The 19,145-nt window shown below is 32.6% G+C and carries 17 protein-coding genes; 6 read left to right on the top strand and 11 right to left on the bottom strand.

Annotated features, from left to right (window positions below):
• Nucleotides 1-5: 5 nt before the first annotated feature.
• The 10 genes from flgK to XO08_RS02675 form a co-directional block, all read right to left on the bottom strand.
• Nucleotides 6-2,546, bottom strand: a complete 2,541-nt coding sequence (gene flgK / locus XO08_RS02720) for a flagellar hook-associated protein FlgK (protein ID WP_077287184.1) — start codon at nucleotides 2,544-2,546, stop codon at nucleotides 6-8.
• An 11-nt stretch (nucleotides 2,547-2,557) separates the two neighbouring features.
• Nucleotides 2,558-2,992, bottom strand: a complete 435-nt coding sequence (locus XO08_RS02715) for a hypothetical protein (protein WP_075665527.1) — start codon at nucleotides 2,990-2,992, stop codon at nucleotides 2,558-2,560.
• 2 nt (nucleotides 2,993-2,994) lie between these two features.
• Nucleotides 2,995-3,246 carry a flagellar biosynthesis anti-sigma factor FlgM gene (gene flgM / locus XO08_RS02710; RefSeq protein ID WP_075665526.1) on the bottom strand — a complete coding sequence of 84 codons (252 nt, stop codon included), beginning with the start codon at nucleotides 3,244-3,246 and terminating at the stop codon, nucleotides 2,995-2,997.
• A gap of 89 nt (nucleotides 3,247-3,335) precedes the next feature.
• Nucleotides 3,336-5,321 carry a methyl-accepting chemotaxis protein gene (locus XO08_RS02705; RefSeq protein ID WP_077287182.1) on the bottom strand — a complete coding sequence of 662 codons (1,986 nt, stop codon included), beginning with the start codon at nucleotides 5,319-5,321 and terminating at the stop codon, nucleotides 3,336-3,338.
• A gap of 74 nt (nucleotides 5,322-5,395) precedes the next feature.
• Nucleotides 5,396-6,178: a mechanosensitive ion channel family protein gene (locus tag XO08_RS02700; protein WP_075665524.1), complete on the bottom strand. Its 783-nt coding sequence runs from the start codon at nucleotides 6,176-6,178 to the stop codon at nucleotides 5,396-5,398.
• 4 nt (nucleotides 6,179-6,182) lie between these two features.
• Nucleotides 6,183-7,181: a tryptophan--tRNA ligase gene (gene trpS / locus XO08_RS02695; protein ID WP_075665523.1), complete on the bottom strand. Its 999-nt coding sequence runs from the start codon at nucleotides 7,179-7,181 to the stop codon at nucleotides 6,183-6,185.
• A gap of 4 nt (nucleotides 7,182-7,185) precedes the next feature.
• Nucleotides 7,186-9,537, bottom strand: a complete 2,352-nt coding sequence (locus XO08_RS02690; RefSeq protein ID WP_075665522.1) for an ATP-binding protein — start codon at nucleotides 9,535-9,537, stop codon at nucleotides 7,186-7,188.
• Nucleotides 9,518-10,342, bottom strand: coding sequence for a 4-(cytidine 5'-diphospho)-2-C-methyl-D-erythritol kinase (ispE, locus tag XO08_RS02685; RefSeq protein WP_077287180.1), 825 nt, complete (start codon nucleotides 10,340-10,342; stop codon nucleotides 9,518-9,520). Before ispE ends, XO08_RS02690 begins: the two co-directional genes overlap by 20 nt.
• Entirely contained in the window at nucleotides 10,297-10,884 is a 588-nt protein-coding gene (locus tag XO08_RS02680) for an NUDIX domain-containing protein (protein WP_075665520.1), read from the bottom strand. Before XO08_RS02680 ends, ispE begins: the two co-directional genes overlap by 46 nt.
• Nucleotides 10,885-10,887: 3 nt before the next feature.
• On the bottom strand, nucleotides 10,888-12,252 hold the full coding sequence (locus XO08_RS02675) for a GlmL-related ornithine degradation protein (RefSeq protein WP_232218226.1): 1,365 nt from the start codon (nucleotides 12,250-12,252) through the stop codon (nucleotides 10,888-10,890).
• Nucleotides 12,253-12,367: 115 nt separating this feature from the next.
• Here XO08_RS02675 and XO08_RS02670 point away from each other — a divergent pair, with 115 nt between their 5' ends.
• From XO08_RS02670 to acpP, 6 genes are all read left to right on the top strand, one after another.
• The gene (locus XO08_RS02670) at nucleotides 12,368-13,039 is read left to right on the top strand and encodes a metal-dependent hydrolase (protein WP_075665518.1); all 672 of its coding nucleotides are present in this window, start codon (nucleotides 12,368-12,370) and stop codon (nucleotides 13,037-13,039) included.
• Between the two features lies 1 nt (nucleotide 13,040).
• On the top strand, nucleotides 13,041-14,300 hold the full coding sequence (locus tag XO08_RS02665) for a hypothetical protein (RefSeq protein ID WP_075665517.1): 1,260 nt from the start codon (nucleotides 13,041-13,043) through the stop codon (nucleotides 14,298-14,300).
• A gap of 15 nt (nucleotides 14,301-14,315) precedes the next feature.
• Nucleotides 14,316-15,515, top strand: coding sequence for an adenylosuccinate synthase (locus XO08_RS02660; protein ID WP_075665516.1), 1,200 nt, complete (start codon nucleotides 14,316-14,318; stop codon nucleotides 15,513-15,515).
• A 12-nt stretch (nucleotides 15,516-15,527) separates the two neighbouring features.
• Nucleotides 15,528-15,860 (top strand): histidine triad nucleotide-binding protein, encoded by a 333-nt coding sequence (locus XO08_RS02655; RefSeq protein WP_075665515.1) that lies wholly within the window; start codon nucleotides 15,528-15,530, stop codon nucleotides 15,858-15,860.
• Nucleotides 15,861-15,959: 99 nt separating this feature from the next.
• Complete coding sequence (locus XO08_RS02650) at nucleotides 15,960-17,432, top strand: lipopolysaccharide assembly protein LapB (RefSeq protein WP_075666690.1); 1,473 nt, start codon at nucleotides 15,960-15,962, stop codon at nucleotides 17,430-17,432.
• A 121-nt stretch (nucleotides 17,433-17,553) separates the two neighbouring features.
• On the top strand, nucleotides 17,554-17,784 hold the full coding sequence (gene acpP, locus XO08_RS02645) for an acyl carrier protein (RefSeq protein ID WP_075665514.1): 231 nt from the start codon (nucleotides 17,554-17,556) through the stop codon (nucleotides 17,782-17,784).
• Between the two features lie 62 nt (nucleotides 17,785-17,846).
• On the opposite strand, the gene XO08_RS02640 is transcribed toward acpP, so the two are convergent.
• A complete protein-coding gene (locus tag XO08_RS02640) occupies nucleotides 17,847-19,130 on the bottom strand; it encodes a Glu/Leu/Phe/Val dehydrogenase (protein ID WP_075665513.1) in 1,284 nt (427 codons plus the stop codon).
• Nucleotides 19,131-19,145 lie beyond the last annotated feature (15 nt).

Genomic DNA, 19,145 nt, shown 5'->3' with positions numbered 1-19,145 from the left:
CCCTCCTATCTTCCTACAACACCGAGTCTGTCAATCACTCTACCTATCATTTCATCTACTGCTGTCATAACACGAGCAGATGCGTTAAAAGCATGTTGAAACTTAATCATATTTGCCATTTCTTCATCTAATGAGACACCTTTTACCCTTTCACGTTCATTGCTTATGTCTTTCATTACTATATCTGTATTGTTTTTCATTTTCATTGCGGTTTCACCTTCTACACCCATTTCAGCAACTATACCCCCAAGATATTCTGCAAAACTCTCTCGACCATCGTTTAGTATTTTTTCAAATCTCATTGAAGAAAGCATTTCCATTATTTTGGTATTTGCCTGACCTGTTGGATTGAATACTTTTGCGTCCCAATTTGTATTATCTTTTATGATTCCAAAGTCAACGGCTATAGTTTCAGGGTTGGAAGAAACAGTTGTATTCACTTTTAGTTTTTCCACAAATCTAAAAGGTTCATTTGTTATTATTTTGTCCACAAAGAGTGTGTCTGCCTTTGAAAACTTCTCTCTAAGTGTTTTTGGAGCATCGAAAGGATTTAGAAATATATATTTTTCGTTCCAATCATTTGTAGGATCGCTATCTGGATCTATAAATCCCAATTTTACAAATAATTCTTCTGGTCCTTTAATAGTTTTGTCTATTTTAAAGTTCATTGATCTTGTACCCCTAATTACTACCTTGTTGTGTGGTGTTATATCAAAGAGAATTCCTGTTCCCGATTCATTTAGTTTTTTCACAAAGTCTTTTAGAGTTAGTTGTGTTGGATCAATTTCTATTTCAGTTGCTCCTATAGTTATTTTAAATGGATCTGTTCTGTCTAATATGTTATCAAGTGTTTCTTTACTTGTGTCCAATGCCTTGTACGTTTCAATGTGAATATTTGCCTGTGTGAACAGTCCATCGGGGTCTTGCAAATTTATTCTATTTAGGTTAAATTCGTTATTTTTGGTTGGAAGTATTAAAAGTTTATTGTTGTGTACAAATGCCTTTATTTCGGTGGAAAAGTTTGTGTTTAAATCATTTGCAAGGTCATTTAATGTGTAACCTGAAGTAATGTTTAAGTTGGCTTCGATACCGTTGATATTTATTTTGTAATTACCATTTTCAACGTTAAAATCAGATTGATTTATTACGAATATATTGACATCTTTTGTGTCAAATCCCATTGTATTGAACATATTTCCGTTAAAATCTAGTGCCAAAGTATCTTTTAGATTTGTGCTTCCAACCATTCTGAGTAAATATGTTGCACTGTTGTGCATTGCAGTTTCAAATGAAAACCAAAGTCCAGAAGCAGAAACGGAATTTATAAAGTCTTGGATTGTGTCTCCGGCATTTACAGATATAGCACTAACATTTGTAGAACCGTCAAAAAATACTATGGAACCTTGATCAATGAATTGTTTTGTGGTTATATCACTTACATTATTTCTATTTGACATACCTGAAATATATTTTATTGGTCCACCTTCAACTCTCTTGGTACCAGCTAATCTAAATAAAACGGAATTTTCAATGTTATCTGTTTCTATTTGTGAGAAAAAGTCTAGACCAGTTACACTACCGTCTTTGTTGAACCCATCTCTATGGATTAGATTGAATTTGTCGGTTAGATATAGTACAAATTCATCTAACCTGTTCATGTACTTTACTATTGTTTTATCCCTCAAATCTATAGCTGCTTTTAGACTTCCATCGTGTATATCAACTTTTGAATTTCTTACAAATATTTCTTTAAAACCCTTTCCATATGGCCTTTCAAGTGCTCTTAATTTATTGATATCACTTCCCGTAAGGACTATTTGATCCCCTATCCTCAACGTGATTTGTCCTGAGGCATCTTCTGTGTAGTAAATATCTGCAAGCTTTGAAAGGTCATCTAATATCCTATCTCTTTCGTCCAACAGGTCATTGGGAGTGGATTTTAGGGCCATTGATAGACGTACTTTTGAATTTATATCGGCAAGTCTTTCTACCATAGAATTTATTTGATCAACTCTTTGGGTAATTTCAAAGTCTAAATCTTCTCTTAGTTGTTCGAGTCTTAAGTATAAATCTTTTATGTTTTTGACAAATTCTTCAGCTCTACTTACAAGTTCTCGTTTTGCAGCACTATTAGTTGGATCAGTTATTATTTCCTCCATACCTGACCACATTGAATCAAATAAATATCTTATTCCAGAATCACCTGGTTCTGCAAAGAGTTGTTCGACAAAGTGTAAATTTGAAGTTATCGAGTCCCAATAGTTGTATTTGTTATTTACCTGTCTATATTGAATATCCAAAAATTTATCCCTAATCCTTTGGATGTCTTTTACTTTTGAGCCTGTTCCGATCTGTAATGGTATAGACGGTTGTGTTAAAGTAGTTGCGGGAATGGGTGGCATTGTACGAATAATAGGTACCTGTCTTGAAAATCCAGGTGTATTTGCATTTGCTATATTATGTGATACAACATTCATTGCAAGTTTGCTTGTATAAATACCCAAAAGTCCTGTATTTAAAGCACCGAAAAGGCTAATATCTGGCATTCAATCACTCCCTAGTATGATTTGTTAAAAAAACTAGAGTTTACTTTTTCGTATCCAGTCTTCGAATACGTAGATGTTTGAGATGTATTTGAAAATAACGATTTGACAAAATCAAAGTAATTATTTTCAAAATCCAGCATTTCTTTAAAGTTTGACATAACTATGGAAAGTTCATTTAGTTTTTCCATAAATGTGGCAAGTAAAATGGACATCTCTTTATCATTTGTTGAATTAATATAATTTGTTATAGAAGAGTATCCTAGATTATTGAGTTCTTTTAATAATAATTCTTCTAATTTTTCAAATTCTAGGGAATATTCTTCAACCATTGCTATGTTCTTGGATAAATCTTGTATTTCTTTTTTTATAAGCGCAGCTTGTGCGCTTTTAAATGAAGAGGTAATTTTTTCAATTAATTCTGTTTGTTTTTTTATTATTTCTTTCATTTTTATCCTCCCAAAATAGATTTTGCAATTTTCTCGGCATCAATTTTAAAAGTTCCGTTTTTAATAGCTTCTTTTAATTCTAAAACCAATTTTTCTCTTACTTCTGGTAATTTTTTTGAATCTTCTAACAGTTTTTTTATCTCAAGTGCTGAGGAAAAATCTGATTGTTTAAACTTCTCTCTATTTATTTTTTCTATATGTTCCCTTTTAATTCCTTGAATATATCCATATCCTCCTATTTTTTTAACATCCATTTTAAACACCTCCTTAATAATTATCGGAAAAAATGGGGAAAATTAAAAATCCTCCGCATTGTGCGGAGGATTTGAATTTTGAATTTATTCTATAATTTAAACTTTTGTACTTCATTGTAGAGTTGTTGAGAAATTTCAGAAAGTTTATCACCTTCAAGTTTGACTTCAGTGGTTTTTTCAAGTTGCATTTTTGCACTGTTAACAACCATATCCATTTTTTCTGCAACACTTGTTACATTTCTACTTGCAACATCCATTGCGCTTGCCATTTCTTCAGCTGCAGCACTTTGCTCTTGGGCTATTGCGGCAAGATTTTCTATCATACCGGAAATATCGGAAATTTGACCTAATATTCCTCTAAGATTTAGTGTTGCGCTTTCACTTTCTTTACTTGCGTTTGTTACAATTTCCACCATATCATTTGTTTCATTTCTTACGTTTTCAGAACCCGTTTGGATGTTTTTCAAAATAGAAGTTATCTTATCAGTTGCCATTTTACTTTCTTCTGCAAGTTTTCTTATTTCATCTGCAACCACGGCAAACCCTTTACCTGCTTCACCAGCCCTTGCAGCTTCAATTGCAGCGTTAAGTGCAAGTAAGTTTGTTTGTTCTGCTATACTTGAGATAGTTTCAACAATTTCACCAATATTTGTAGCATTATTTGCAAGGTCATCTACTTTTTCAGACATAGATAATGATTTTTCCTTTATATTGTTTATTATTTGGTTTATTGTATCCAATGCTTTTTCACTAATCTTTGCTGCGTTGGATACCTCATTTGCCTTTTCGGTAAGGTCTTGAGAAGTTTTGGAGACGTTTTGAGCACTTGCTGCAACCTCTTCAACACCACTTGTTGTTTCTTCGATAGCAGAAGAAGCATTTTGAATTTCATAATTGATTTCTTCGATGTTTTGAGTAAAGGATTGTACTTCTGTTTCTTGTTCTTCTGAAAGTCTTGAAAGTTTTTCAGAAGTTTCATTTAATTTTATGGCATTTTGGTCGACTTGAGAGATTAAGCTAGAAAGATTATCTAGAGTTTTGTTTAGTTCAGTTGCAATACGTCCGATTTCATCATTAGACTTGATATTGGAACGCATAGTTAAATCACCTTGACCGATTTTTTCTATGATTGTTACAAGGCTTCTAAGGGGTTTAACAATGGAATTTCCCGTAAATGTACCAAATAAGAATGCAAATACGATTGCAATTAAAGAAATGGTAAAAAGAGATATCATAGTTTTTGTTGCATGGTCATTTACTTCACTTTTTAGTGCTGCAGATGCAAAAATCCAGCCATTGTTTGTTTTGGAAAATGCAATTACCCTTTTAACACCTTTATATTCGTATTCAATTATTCCTTCCTTTTTGTCTTTCATCTTTTTAAACCAATCAAAGTTTGATACATCCATTCCAATTTTACTTTCATCGGAGTGTAAAAGTGTTTTTCCCGTTGGGGAAAGTAGATATGAATAACCACCTTTTCCAAGTTTAGTAGACAGTAATTTTTTTGTAAGTTCTGATGCTTTAAAATCTAAAGCAACAACACCTGTTATTTTCCCATTTAATTTCACTGTCTTTGCAACTGTGATAACTATGTCTCCTGTTGAAGCGTCGTTATATGGTTCTGTTATTATTACTTTACCTTTGTTTTTTACAGCATCTTTGTACCATGGTCTTGCAGTTGGATCATAGTCAGGTGGCAGATCACTTTCGGGGATAATAAGGAATTTTTTATTTGAAAGCCCAAGATAAACAAAGATTATGTCTTTGTATTTGTTTTTTATATTTTCAAATGTTTTAAGCATCCATGTTCTTTCATCATGCTTATTTTCATATGCGCCTACTACATTTGCATCTGTTGAGAGAAAATCAATGAGATTTATATAACCACTTAGAAAGTTGTCTAAATTACTTGAACCATTTCGGGCAATGGCTAGTAGTGCATTGTTTCCCATATCCTTTCCCAATTGAAAAGCATGAAAGATTGCAAAAGTTGAAACAACGACTAAAGGTATCACAGAAGAAAGAATAATAAGCAACCACAACTTTGATTTAATTGAAAGATTTTTAAACATAAAGCCCACCTCCTGCAATTGTTATCTTTGATTAACATAATAATTTTACCATAAAGTTTGTGAATTTAAAAAAGTTATTTCATATGAACGTCTATCTGTGTAAATGGAATTTCTATTTTATTTTCATCGAATATTTGCTTTATTCTTATTGCAAGGGCATTTATTGCTTCAAAGTAGGAATTTCTTTCAACCCAAAAGTATACTGTAAAATCTATGGAACTTGTTCCAAATTGTTTGAAGGCTATAAAGTTATTTACATTTTCCTTTACAACGAGAGGTTCTTCATCTATTGCTTTTTTTAGTAGCTTGAGAACTGTTTCAAGATTGATATCGTATGATACTCCAACATCCATATTTACACGTCTTACCGTAGAGGGCCAGTATTTAGTTACAGTTCCACTCCAAACGCTTTTATTTGGAAGTAACACCAATTTTCCATCAAAGGTTTTTAAATAACTGTGGTTTATTTTTATCTCGTCAACTATTCCAGTTATTCCATTTATGTCTACTACTTCACCTTCGAATAATTTTCGAGTGGTCATAACAAGTATTCCAGAGATAAAATTTGTGAGTGGTTCTTGAAGTGCAAGACCTACAATTATTCCTGAGATTCCAAGTCCTGTAATGTATGGTAATAGATCAATATCAAAAATGCTTAGAATTATTAAAATTGCAAAAACTGCGATGATTATTCCGATAAAAAATTGAACAGTTTTTGGGGCTTTGATTTCCTTACCAAACGCTTTTATTGATTTGTATATTAATTTTATCAGATATTTATACAAAATATACGATATTATAATTGTAATAATTGAAAGCAAACTTTTATCCCAATAATTTTGAAGCCAAGTATTCATAGAATCACCTTGTGCCTTTCAAAAAAGAATAATCAAGGTTCATAGCACTTCTTACTTTTTCCATGGTTTCTTGTGCGATCTTTTTTGCTTTTTTATTTCCATCTACGATGACATCTTTAACATAATCATCTGTTAGCAAGTTGTATTTTTCCCAGATGGGTTCCAATTTTTCTTTCATATTTTTTAGTAGCAATTTTTTACAATCTACACATCCAATTTTTGCGTTTGTACAACCGTCTTTTACCCAAGCTTCATCTTCACTGTTAATTCCAAAGGCTTTGTGATAATCCCATACGGGACATTTTTCTGGATTTCCCGGATCTGTTCTTCTTTTTCTTGCGGGATCTGTGATCATGGGCATTACCATCTTTTTGAGTGTATTTTCATTTGTAATTAGAGGTACGGTATTTCCATAGCTTTTACTCATCTTCCTGCCATCTGTGCCAAGTAGTTTTGGGACCTTTGAAAGTATTGGTTTTGGTTCTGGAAAGACTTCTTTATAAAGGTAATTAAATTTTCTTGCAATTTCTCTTGTAAGTTCTATGTGATAGACTTGATCTTCACCAACAGGTACACCTTCTGCCATGTAAATGAGTATATCTGAAGCCTGCAAAACTGGATAGATTAAAAATCCTGCATTTGATAAATCTCTATCTTTTAGTTGTTGTTTGATTTCTTTGTAAGTTGGAACCCTTTCAAGTCGTGAAACAGGAACAAACATTGAAAATAGTAATGTTAATTCTGCATGTTCTTTTATTTCCGATTGTATAAATATTGTGGATTTGTTTGGATCAATTCCCACTGCAAGGTAGGATTTAACAAGTTCAATGGAATTTTTGATTATTTCATCAGTATCGTTGTAATGTGTAGTTAATGCATGCCAATCTGCCACAAAATAAAAGGCTTCGTGTTCTTTTTGAAGGTTAACCCATGATTGGAGTGCACCAAAAAGATGGCCAATGTGTAATTTTCCAGTTGGTCTCATACCACTTAGTATTCTCATTGTATTACCTCCTGCTCTTTTTTCCTTCTAGATGTTCATGGATTTTTCTTAATTTTTCGCTAACATAGTAATTAACAGAACCTTTTGGATATTTGCCTTTTTCGTTTAGTTTTCCGGCAGGTTTATCCATTAAAATTTTAATTGCTTCATCAACATTAGATACAGCCCAAATGTTGAAAAGTCCATTTTTTACGTCTTCCAATATTTCATCTTTTAATATTAGATTTTTTACATTTGCCATTGGAATTATTACCCCATGGGTACCATCAAGTCCCCTATGTTTACATAATCTATAAAATCCTTCGATTTTTTCTATAGCACCACCTATAGGTTGGACTACACCGTGTTGGTTAATTGATCCGGTTACTGCTATAGATTGTTTAATTGGAATATTAGATATTGCAGATATTATGGCTATAGTTTCCGCAAGAGAGGCGCTATCTCCTTCAACTACACCGTATACTTGTTCAAAACTTATAGATATTCCAAGTGATAATGAAAATTCAGTTGCATATTTACTACCTAAGTACCCCATTAGAGTTAATACCGCTTTGCTGTGTATATTACCACTTAAATCTGATTCCCTTTGAATATCGATTATTCCGGTATTTCCCACATATGCTTTGGCGGTTATTTTTACAGGCATACCAAATGAAAAATCTCCAAAGTGACTTACCGTAAGTCCGTTTATTTGCCCCACAACTTTTCCTTGGGTTTCTATCATTATTTCGTATTTTTTGAGTGCTTCATCATATTTATCCATGATCAATCGAACTCTATTTTCCCTATTTTTTATTGCATTGAGGATATCTTCTTCTGTTATTGTATCTGCATTCCGTAGTTTTGAATAGTAATCCGATTCTATTATGAGGCTTGATATTTCTCCCATTTTCATGGAAAGTTTATCTTTGTTTTCCGAAAGTCTCATTGAATACCATATTACCCTTTTTAAAGCTTTTGAATTTAAAGGGTTAAGTTCGTTATTTTCAACTACGCTTGATATGAAAGAATAATATTGTTTTATATTTTCTTTTGTTGCGTTCATTTCCCAATCAAACTCAACTTTAACCTTAAATAATTTTTTAAAATCCTCATCATATTCGTAGAGTATGTAATATAACTCTGGTGTTCCAATTATTATTACCTTTAAGTCTAAATTAATTGGTTCAGGTTTTAATGTTATTGTAGGGTTTATTCCATACGCACTATCTATATTTTCAATGGTAATTTTTTGGGAAATTAGTGTTTTTTTCAACTTATCCCAAACGTATGGAAATTTAAGTATATCTTCGGCATTTAGAATTAAATACCCACCATTTGCCCTGTGAATAGCACCACTCCTAATCATTGAAAAATCTGTGTATAACACTCCGGATTTTGATATGTATTCTACTTTACCAAATAAGTTTGGATAAGTGGGATTATTTTCGAAAACAACAGGAGCACTGCTTAAATTTGAGTTGTCCACAATTAAGTTTACGGTTAGGATGTGTTTTATATATCCCTTCCATTCTTCAAAGTTTTTGATTTTAACGCTTTGTTTCACTATATGATTTTTCAATTTTTCAAAGTGATTTAAAAGTTTTTCAGAGTATTTGAATTCTTCTTTAAGTTCTTCAAAGAGTGAATCAATGGAGAATAAAGTTGCATATTTGTCCAAATCGTTGAATTTTTCTCTATACTCAGTGTCGATTTTTCTTAATTGATATATCACTCCTGAGATTAAGTGGTCCAGTTTTTTTGCGTTTTCTTCGTAATTTCTTTTTATATCTTCAGGTAGTTGTTCAAATTGTTCTGGGGATAATGGTTTTCCATCCATTTGGGGAGCATAAACGATGCCCGTGGGAGTAAGTTTTACTACAAATCCCAATCTTACTGCTTTTTTGGAGAGTTCACTTAAAATTTGCTCTTTTTTTTCTTCATATTCCATTTCTAACTCTTTCTTTTTTTCTTCGTATTCTTCACTTTCAAATGTTTTTTGGATGTTTTTGAATATGTCTTCCGAGATGTTTTCTAACTTTTCCTTTAGTTTCTTTCCTTCACCTGGTGGAAGTATTATGGCTTTTGCAGCGTACGCTTCATCTAAATCAATGGTATAGACCAAATCGTGGTAATTTTTCTTTTTCTTGGAAAATTTTTTTGCAAATGAAATGGCAAAAGATTTCCTTCCAGTGCCACTTGGACCTACTATGAATATATTATATCCCTTTTGTTTCATAGAAAGACCAAATTGCATAGCTTTAAATGCATCTTCTCGTCCAATAAATGTTTCGCATGGGCTTATATTTTTCGAAGAATTTACTCTTGGGAATACAGAATTTTTTAAAGTTAAATCTTTATAGCTTAACTTTTTCATATTCAATCCCCCTTGGAATAAATTTAAATTCACCTTCTTTAAATGAAATACCGTATACTGCACTACCACTACCTGTTAGTGCAGATATTAAAGAAGCTTTTTTTAGTTTTTTTAGATTTTGTGAAATTTCTTTATTGGCTTTCGTCACTATTTTTTCGAATATATTGTATGTACATCTTTTTATTTCGGTTATATTTCTATTTTTATACGCTTCATAAAGTATGTATGGTGAACATGGCGCCTTACCAAATAAAGTGGGATTTAAGCTTTGATATGCTTTTTTTGTGGAAATACCGTTGGATGTAATTATATTCACTTTATAACCAGTTAATGGATCTAAAGGTTCAATTATTTCGCCTTTCCCTTTTACTATAGCCGTTCCGCCAAAAAGAAAAAATGGAACATCACTTCCTATTTCTGAGGCTATGTTTAATATCTGGTTTTTGTGAATTCCCATTTGATCAGATAAATAAAATAACAAAGCCGCTGCGTTTGAGCTTCCACCACCTAATCCTGCTTGCATGGGGATATTTTTTTCGAGAGTTATTCTAAGGCCAAATTCTGGTTCTTTAAATTTTGAGCAAAAAATATCCCAAGTTTTGTACAATATATTGTTTTCTATATCAACATTTGATTTTATTTCAAGTCCTCTATCGATTTTTGTTATTATTAAGCGATCATAAAGGGATATATTTTGAAATAGAGATAAAATCTCATGGTATCCATCACTGCGTTTTTTTATGACATCAAGGAAGAGATTTATTTTTGCATATGATCTAACGATTGCACCACTACTTTGCTCCATCCTTCCATCTCCTCAAAATATCTGCCTGGATTATCTGAAAATATTTCAATGAATTTTTCCTTTTCCTTTAAACCAAAATACTTAACATTTGCAATATAGCAAAGTCCTACGTGTACTCTGCTTACTGGATTGTCAGTTACATTGATTAATCCTAGATACTCTATATTTTTGATTTCAACATCAACTTCTTCGTTTATTTCCCTTATCATTCCTTTTTTTAATGCCTCAATAGGTTCTACAGAATCTTCTGTATTTATGTGCCCTCCAACACCTATTGTAACTTTATTGTGTAATCTTTTTTCTCCTTGGGCAGTAGTTCTTTTAAAGAGGAGAAATTTGTTGTTTTCCATTAAAATTATATATGGAATTACTTGTCTAATTGTTTCATCGTTTTCTGCAGTATTTCTATCTACGAATTTACCATATTCTTTTATTATTGAAATTATATCATATTCTGGGACTTTAATTAGACCTGTTTTTTTGTTACATAATTTCTCTACTTCTTTGGTTGGGATAACTAATACTTTTTCATTTTCATACATTGTTTAACCTCCAATCTCTTCTATATCTTTTTCTAGGATCTTCTTTCCAAAGTCTTTATCTATTTCCGTAGATATTACACCGATAGCTGCAAATATATAATATTTATCCCTAAATATCTTTACTTTATTTTGTGGTAAAAGATCCATCGGATGTAACTTAGAGAGATTATTTATAGACTTCAAAACTTGTGGTGCATATTTTGAACGGCTTAAAAATCCACCTGTGCCAAATAAAAACTTAATGGCTGTTAAATCTTTTCCTTCGGCTATGACTTTTCTTCCAAGTGGGGTATATATATGTTTTTTAATTCCCACGTGTCTTCTGATGCCTTGTTGAAAACAATACAGTGCAAGTTTTGCGATAAATTTTTCATCTTCATCTGTTTTTGGATATGGAGATATTCTTGTTTTTAATTCGGACAAATTTGGAAATTCAAGTTTTAAGTTTTCTTCGCCTATTAGTTTGATTACATTGTGCGCGTTTACGAATAAACCTAAATCACCTTCTACAGTGCGTTTTGCCTTTGGTTCTGGTGCTATCATTAATTCCTGTATTTCGTTACTTCCCTCTGTTACTGAATCTACATCGGTTGTTGCACCACCGATATCTATGGTAAGGACATCTTCGTAAATTTCAGAAAGAAGTTGGGTAGTTCTCATAACTGCACCAGGTGTTGTGTGGATATTGTAATCTACAATTTCATATATTTTTTCCATTCCCGGGGCTTTGGTGATGTGTTGGGCGAATATTTCCTTTATTATATTCCTTGTAGGTTCTACATTGAGTTGGTCAATTTTTGGATATACATTTTCCGTAATAAAAACAGTTTTTCCAGAATTCTTAAGTATATATTCCACCTGTTCTGCAACTGCAACATTCCCCGCGTAAATTATTGGGATATCTAAATCCAATTTTGATAGAACTTTTGCATTGTGAATCACCGTTTCCTTTTCACCGTAATCTACACCACCTGCAAGAAGTATGAGTTTTGGTTGGATTTCTTTAATTTTTTTTATGTGAAAGTCATCCATTTTTCCCGCCGTAATGTATTTAATAACTGCACCTGCACCTAATGCAGCTTCTCGTGCGGCACGCACGGTCATGTCATACACAAGACCGTGTACAGTCATTTTCAATCCCCCTGCAGCACTGCTAGATGCTGCAAATTTATCCCAAGTTAGTTTTTTTTCGCCGATTTTTTCTTTTAATTTTCCAATTGCCCTTTCAATACCTATTGTTACATCACCTTCATTGACGGTTGTCCAGTGTTCGCCTTGTCCTACAATTTTTACATTACCGTCTAAATTGTGAAATGCCGTAACCACCGTTGTTGTTGATCCTATTTCGGCAAAAAGTAGATCTAACATCACTTTTTCACCCCCTAATTGATTTTATCATGAAATTAATAAAAAATCTCTTGCAACTTAAAGTTATTTTAGAGTATAATCTTAAATGTTGAAGAGCAAAAAGGAGGGCGAAAATATGAGAATCACCTTTTTAGGTCATGCGGTTTTTTTATTGGAAACTAAAAAGAATATTTTAATTGATCCGTTTATTACAGGGAATCCATCTTTTCCAAAAAATTTTTCGTTACCAAAGATTGATTATATATTAGTAACTCACGGACATGGGGATCATATAGGTGATACTGTGGAGCTTTCTGAAAAATTTAATGCTACAGTTATTTCAAATTTTGAAATATGTAGTTATCTACAATCAAAAGGTGTGAAAAAAGTACATCCAATGCATATTGGAGGGGCAACAAATTTTGAATTTGGAAAATTAAAGATGACACCTGCACTTCACGGTTCTGGAATAATAGAAGGACGTGACATCATATATGGGGGTAATCCAGGTGGATTTGTAATATATGGTGAAAAATCTATATACCATGCAGGAGATACAGGACTTACTAAAGATATGGAACTTTTAAAGGGTGTGGATATTGCACTTTTGCCAATTGGTGGAAATTTTGTTATGGATGTAGATGATGCCGTAAAAGCTGTAGAGTTTATACAACCAAAGATGGTAATACCTATGCATTATAACACCTGGGATGTGATAAAAGCTGATGTGGATAGATTTAAATTGGAAGTTGAGAAATTAAATGTAAATTGTGTAGTATTAAGACCAGGGGAAAGTTTGGAGGTATAATGTGAAAAAAACGATACTAGTCATTCTATTGATATCTTTGAGTATGTTTTCGTTAAGCATTCCACGGTATATAGGAAAAGAAGATGTTTACATTGAATTTGAGGGACTACTAGGTTTTTTTGATGGAATTCCAATAACCGAAAATAGGATTAGTGGGCTTGATTTTGAGGATGGGGCACACTCGTTGAGATTGGTGGGAAGTTATCAAGAATTTTTGTTTAAGATTATAGTTGATACGGTTCCTCCTACTTTAGTGAATTTTTCAATAAGAGATCCAAACCTTGTAATATTTAAAATTCCGGTATATGAAGTAGATTATAATAGTAGATTGAATTTTTTTGAAAGAAAACTTGAAAAAACGGTTAAGAGGTATGATGTTGATTCCATGGTTGTCTGTGGTATGGATGATGCGGGAAATGTAGGAAATTTTATCTACATTCCTCCCAGTGTAGAAAATATTACACCGCTTGATTCAAAAACTCCTATATCTGGAATATTTGATAAGAATATACTTTTGAGTTCAAAATCTCCTTACAAGATTGTGGGAAAGATTCTTGTTCCGGAAAAATCTGTTTTGCTTCTTGAGAAGAACGTTGAATTAAAAACTATAGGTGTTGGAAATATAGTTGTAAAGGGTACAGTGTATGTTCCAAAGAATGTAAAGTTTACGGGAAACTTGAAATTTGAAGTTGAAGAAAATGGAACATTTTATCTTGAGGGAAGGGAGTATAAAGGTGAAGTTTCATCAAATGGTGGAAAATTGGTTTTTCTAAAAGACATAAATTTACCAATATTAAATTTAAGCAAAACAAATTTAGTGGTTATTAAGGATTCAACAGTAGACAGGTTAAATGTAGAACATGTAGGATTGTTGGTATTGGAAAATTCTACGATTACTAATTTAAATATTGCAAACACAAGAAAGGTAATTATTAACAAGTTAAACAACAACACTTTTATGGCGGAAGGATTAACTAATATGGATATTTTTTCTCTCTCATCTCAAAGCTTTAATGCAAGTGATTTTTCAAGAGTTGTAATGACTCATTCAAATATAGAAATGCTTTCTTTGAAAAGGGGAACGTATTTTCACGGTAAGGGAAATATCGTGGTTAATTTAAATATGGAAATGTATTCAATCGCTAAGATTTTTAATACTAGTATAAAAAAAATTGAGCTTATAAGATCAAAGGTATTTAAAAGACTGTCAAATATAGAGAACACAAAGAGTGATAAATTTTCGAGCATAGAAAACTTTTAAGTGAGGTGAATTAATTTGAAAAGTGTGCTTTTTGGTTTGCAGTGGGGGGATGAAGGAAAGGGAAAGGTGACGACTTTTTTTTCAAAAGGTTATGATTTTGTTGTAAGGTATAGTGGAGGAAGTAACGCGGGACATACTGTGGAATATGAAAATTTTAAAATGATACATCATTTACTTCCATCAATACACTTAAAATACGATGTTGGTGCAATTATTTCAAATGGTGTGGTACTTGATATTGAACAACTTGTGAAAGAAATTGAAGAATATAAAGAGAAAAATGGAAAAGAACCAAAATTGTATATTTCTGATTTGACACATGTAGTCTTACCACATCACAAGTTATTGGATAAAAAAATAGAAGAGATAAAAGGAAAAAGTGCAGTTGGAACAACGAAAAAAGGTATAGGACCTGCATATGCGGATAAAGTGCACAGAATAGGTTTGAGAATTGCAGATTTGGAATACAACTTTGTAGATAAGTGGGATTTTTTGTCAAACTTTTACAAAGAAATGTATGGAATAGAAATAGATGGGTATGATGGTATTTTAAAGGCTTATGAAAGTATTAAAAAGTTTGTTGTTCCACATGGAAAAATAATAGACTTAATTGAAAACAATAAGATTTTATTTGAAAGTACACAAGGGGTTTTATTAGATGTGGATGTTGGAACTTATCCATTTGCTACAGGAACAAATTGTAACACAACAGGTATTCAAAGTGGAGTTGGATATCCCGTCAAAGTGAACAAATTTCTAGGTGTTTTCAAGGCATACCTTACTAGGGTAGGGAATGGACCATTTCCAAGTGAAGCACTTGGTGAAGAAGGAGAACATCTTAGAAGAATGGGACATGAGTTTGGTGCGACAACGGGGAGACCTAGAAGATGTGGATGGTTGGATATTCCTTTAATGAAATACGCGATTAAGGTTTCTGGTGCTACTGAATTAGTTATGACAAAGAGTGATATCTTAAATGGTTTTGAAAAAATACCAGTTTGTGTAGGATACGACGTAGATGGAGAAAAAATAACAAAAGTAGAAAGTATGTCACTTCTTGATAGGGCAAGACCTATATATGAATATTTTAAGGGATGGAAAACCCATGATTCACAAGAATTTTTGGATTTTGTAAATTTCTTGGAAAAGGAATTGGAAAGAAAGATTAGTTATATTTCAGTAGGTCCAAAAGTTGAGCAAATAGTGGAATTATAAGGAGGGATAAATATGGATTGTGTTTTTTGTAAAATAATAAGAAATGAGATACCTTCTGAAAAGGTGTACGAAGATGAAGATTTTATAGTCATAAAAGATATAAAACCCGTTGCACCAATTCATCTTCTGATTATTTATAAAAAACATGTGGAAAAAATACATGAATTATCCGAAGATGATCAAAGACGTTTTTGGAAGATATTTTACATAATAAAAGAGTTAAGCGATAAATTGGGGTTTAAAGAATATAGAATAGTGCAGAACAATGGAAAGAACGCGGGGCAAGAAGTACCACATATACACTTTCACGTAATTTCAGGTAGAAAATTTGGAGGTATAGGATAAGGAGATGATAAAATCAAGGCAATTGTGTATTTACCTGTAAAGCCAGAAATTGCAAAAGAACAGAATTTGCCCGTTAAATTGCCCATTTTAGCTGAGGATATGCCTTTAATTAGCGAGATTAACAAGATTCCACTAGATGTAATACTAAGGGGATTAGAGGCTCAATATTCCGTGGAGAAAAATGAATATTGGGCATCTTATCTTACCTATTTCTATTATGAAAAGTTTAAAGAACTCTTAAACGATGAAAATTATGAGAAAGCAAGAAATTTTTTGGAAAAAGCAAAAAATGTAATGTATGATTACAGGTACCATTTTTATTATGGATTATTATTTTCAAAAGTTGGAGATTACGATAATGCAGAAGTTGAATTAAAACGTTCTATTTCGCTTAACCCTACTTTTTATTTGGGATATTACGAACTTGGAAATGTTTTGTATTTAAAGAAAGAATACGATGAATCCGTTGAAATGTATATGAAAGCCTTTGAGATTAACAAGGACTTTGCACTTCCCTTGTTAAAAGTAGGTGATGCGTATTTTGAAAATGGTCAGTATAAAGATGCGGAAATTGCATACCAAGCAGCTTTGAAGGTGGAAAAATTATCTCAAATTTTTCTTAGATTAGGTGTTTTGTACAATACCACACAAAGATTTGAAAAAGCAGAGAAAGTTTTTAAAGATGGTTTGTCAATTGAGTATAAACCGGAGATTGCGTATAATCTGGCATATACGTTGTCAAAACTTGGAAAACATCTTCAAGCGTTGCAGGTGTTAAAAGAGTTATCCAAAAACTTCCCGTCTTTTGAGGTTTACAACGAGTTGGGATTGCAGCAAAAATTATTGGGGTTATATGAAGAAGCAAGTGAGAGTTTAAAGCTTGCAGGTGAAGAGTACAGGGAAAATTATTTAAAATCTTTGTTATTTATTGATGGATATAAAGACTTTATTTTAAACGAATTAGAAAAATTTGATCCAGAATATGTTGCTTTTTTAAGAAAGGCTAGGCAAGAGAAAGATTTGATAGAGAGTAAGTTAGAAAAAATCCACTTTCCTTTTAAAGAACTTGAGTATGCATTTGATTTTACCAACGATGAGGGAGAGGTTATTTTAGGAGAACTTGAAAGGTATAGGAATTTTCCTTTTAACCAAAGGATAGTACTTGTTATTTCAAGTGGGTATATTGCTGGTGCCGATCCAATTTTAATAGAGAAGAATCTAGCCAAATCTTCATTTTTACTCTTTGATATAGACGAAGCAGTGGTGTTTTACAAAGTAATTCAAATCATTTATTTTGGTAGAGTATTTGGTGGCATGCCTTTTTCTGAGATAATTGAAAAAGTACTAGAACAGCTTTCGAATATAAATATTCCACTTTTTAAAAAAATGATTAATATGCTTGAGTACACAAAGACCTCTTTGGATGATTTTTGGGAAAATTTTGAAAAAACAGAGAATCTACCTAATTTTATTTTACAGTTAATGGAGCTTTTAAGCTATGAACCGGAAATTAATGATATAAAAGAAGAGACATTTATTGGTAAACTGGCAAAATTATTTATCGAATTATGATTAAAAAAGCTAGCAAACACGCTGGCTTTCATTTTATTGTTACAATTAAACGAGTTTAACATTTTTACTTGACACTAACTTTTAAATGTGGTAATATTTTGCATAGTGGGAGGTGAGTATTATGGAAAAAGTGCAAAAAATCAAAGAAATTATAGCCGAGCAACTTGGAGTAGATGTTAATGAAGTTACGGAAGAAAAAAGTTTAACAGATGATTTAGGGGCAGATTCTTTAGATATGGTAGATTTAGTTATGGCATTTGAAGATGAGTTTGGAATTAAAGTAGAAGATTCGGATCTTTCTAAAATCAATACGGTTAAAGATATTGTTGATTTAATCAGTCAAAGAGTATAAAAGGAAGGCGTGAGCCTTCCTTCTTTTTAAAAACAAGCCCGGGGAATAACCCCGGGTATTTTTTACATTGGGAAATATCCTCTTTTTTTGACTGCTTCTGCAACTCTTCCAATTGCCACAATGTAAGCAGCTGTTCTCATGTCTGTGTTGTATTTTTGTTTTGTTGCGTATACTTCGCCGAAGGATTTAGTCATAATCTTATGCAATTTCTTTCTTATATCATCTACATCCCAGAAGAAGCTTTGAAGGTCTTGTACCCATTCAAAGTAAGATACTGTAACACCACCAGCGTTTGCTAGAATGTCTGGAACTACAAGTACATCTTTTTCAATTAAGATTTCTTCTGCTTCTTCTGTTGTAGGACCATTTGCACCCTCGACTATTATCTTTGCTTTGACGTCTTTTGCAATTTTTCCAGTGATTGCATTTTCAAGTGCTGCTGGGACTAAGATATCAACATCCAATGTGAGTAATTCCTCGTTTGAGATTGGTTTTCCTTTTGGATATCCCTTGATTAATCCACCGTTTTCATCTCTATATTTGATTAAATCGTCAACATCAAAGCCCTCTTCATTGTAAAGTCCACCACTCACATCGCTTACTGCTACTATTTTTGCACCGTATTCTTCTGAAAGTATCTTTGCAGAGAACGAACCTACGTTACCAAAACCTTGAATTGCTACTTTGGCTTTGGAAATGTCTATACCACGTGCTTTACATGCTTCTGCTGCACTGATTGAAACACCACGCCCTGTTGCTTCTGGCCTTCCTTCTGAACCACCAAGATCAAGAGGTTTACCCGTTACGACTCCAAGTGTTGTATTACCTGAGTTCATGCTGTAGGTGTCCATATACCAAGCCATTATCTTTGCATTGGTGTTTACATCAGGTGCTGGGATGTCCTTTGTTGGACCTACCATCATTTGAATTTCAGAGAAGAATCTTCTACTTAATTTCTCAAGTTCCTTTTCGGAGAGCTTTTTGGGATCAACTCTAACTCCACCTTTTCCTCCACCGTATGGAAGGTTAACAACAGCACATTTCCACGTCATCCAGAATGCAAGTGAGGAAACTTCGTCTAAATTTGTTTCAGGGTGATATCTTATACCGCCTTTTGCAGGACCTCTTGCCGTATTGTGTTGAACTCTATATCCTTCAAATATTTCTACTCTACCATCATCCATTACTACTGGAAAATGTACTACCAACGATCTTTGTGGCCAAAGCAAAAAGTTTCCAATGTTTGGATCTAAATCCATGAGTTTTGCTGCTTTTAAGAATTGATGTTGTGCCATTTTATAGAGTGGACCTGGTGCTTCTAATCTGCCTAATTCGCTTAATTTCATTTTTTAAACCTCCCT

The organism is Thermosipho sp. 1074, from assembly GCF_001999655.1.
Taxonomy (GTDB): Bacteria; Thermotogota; Thermotogae; order Thermotogales; family Fervidobacteriaceae; genus Thermosipho; species Thermosipho affectus.
The sequence above is the reverse complement of the archived record's forward strand: the minus strand, read 5'-3'. Positions and strand labels throughout refer to the sequence as shown.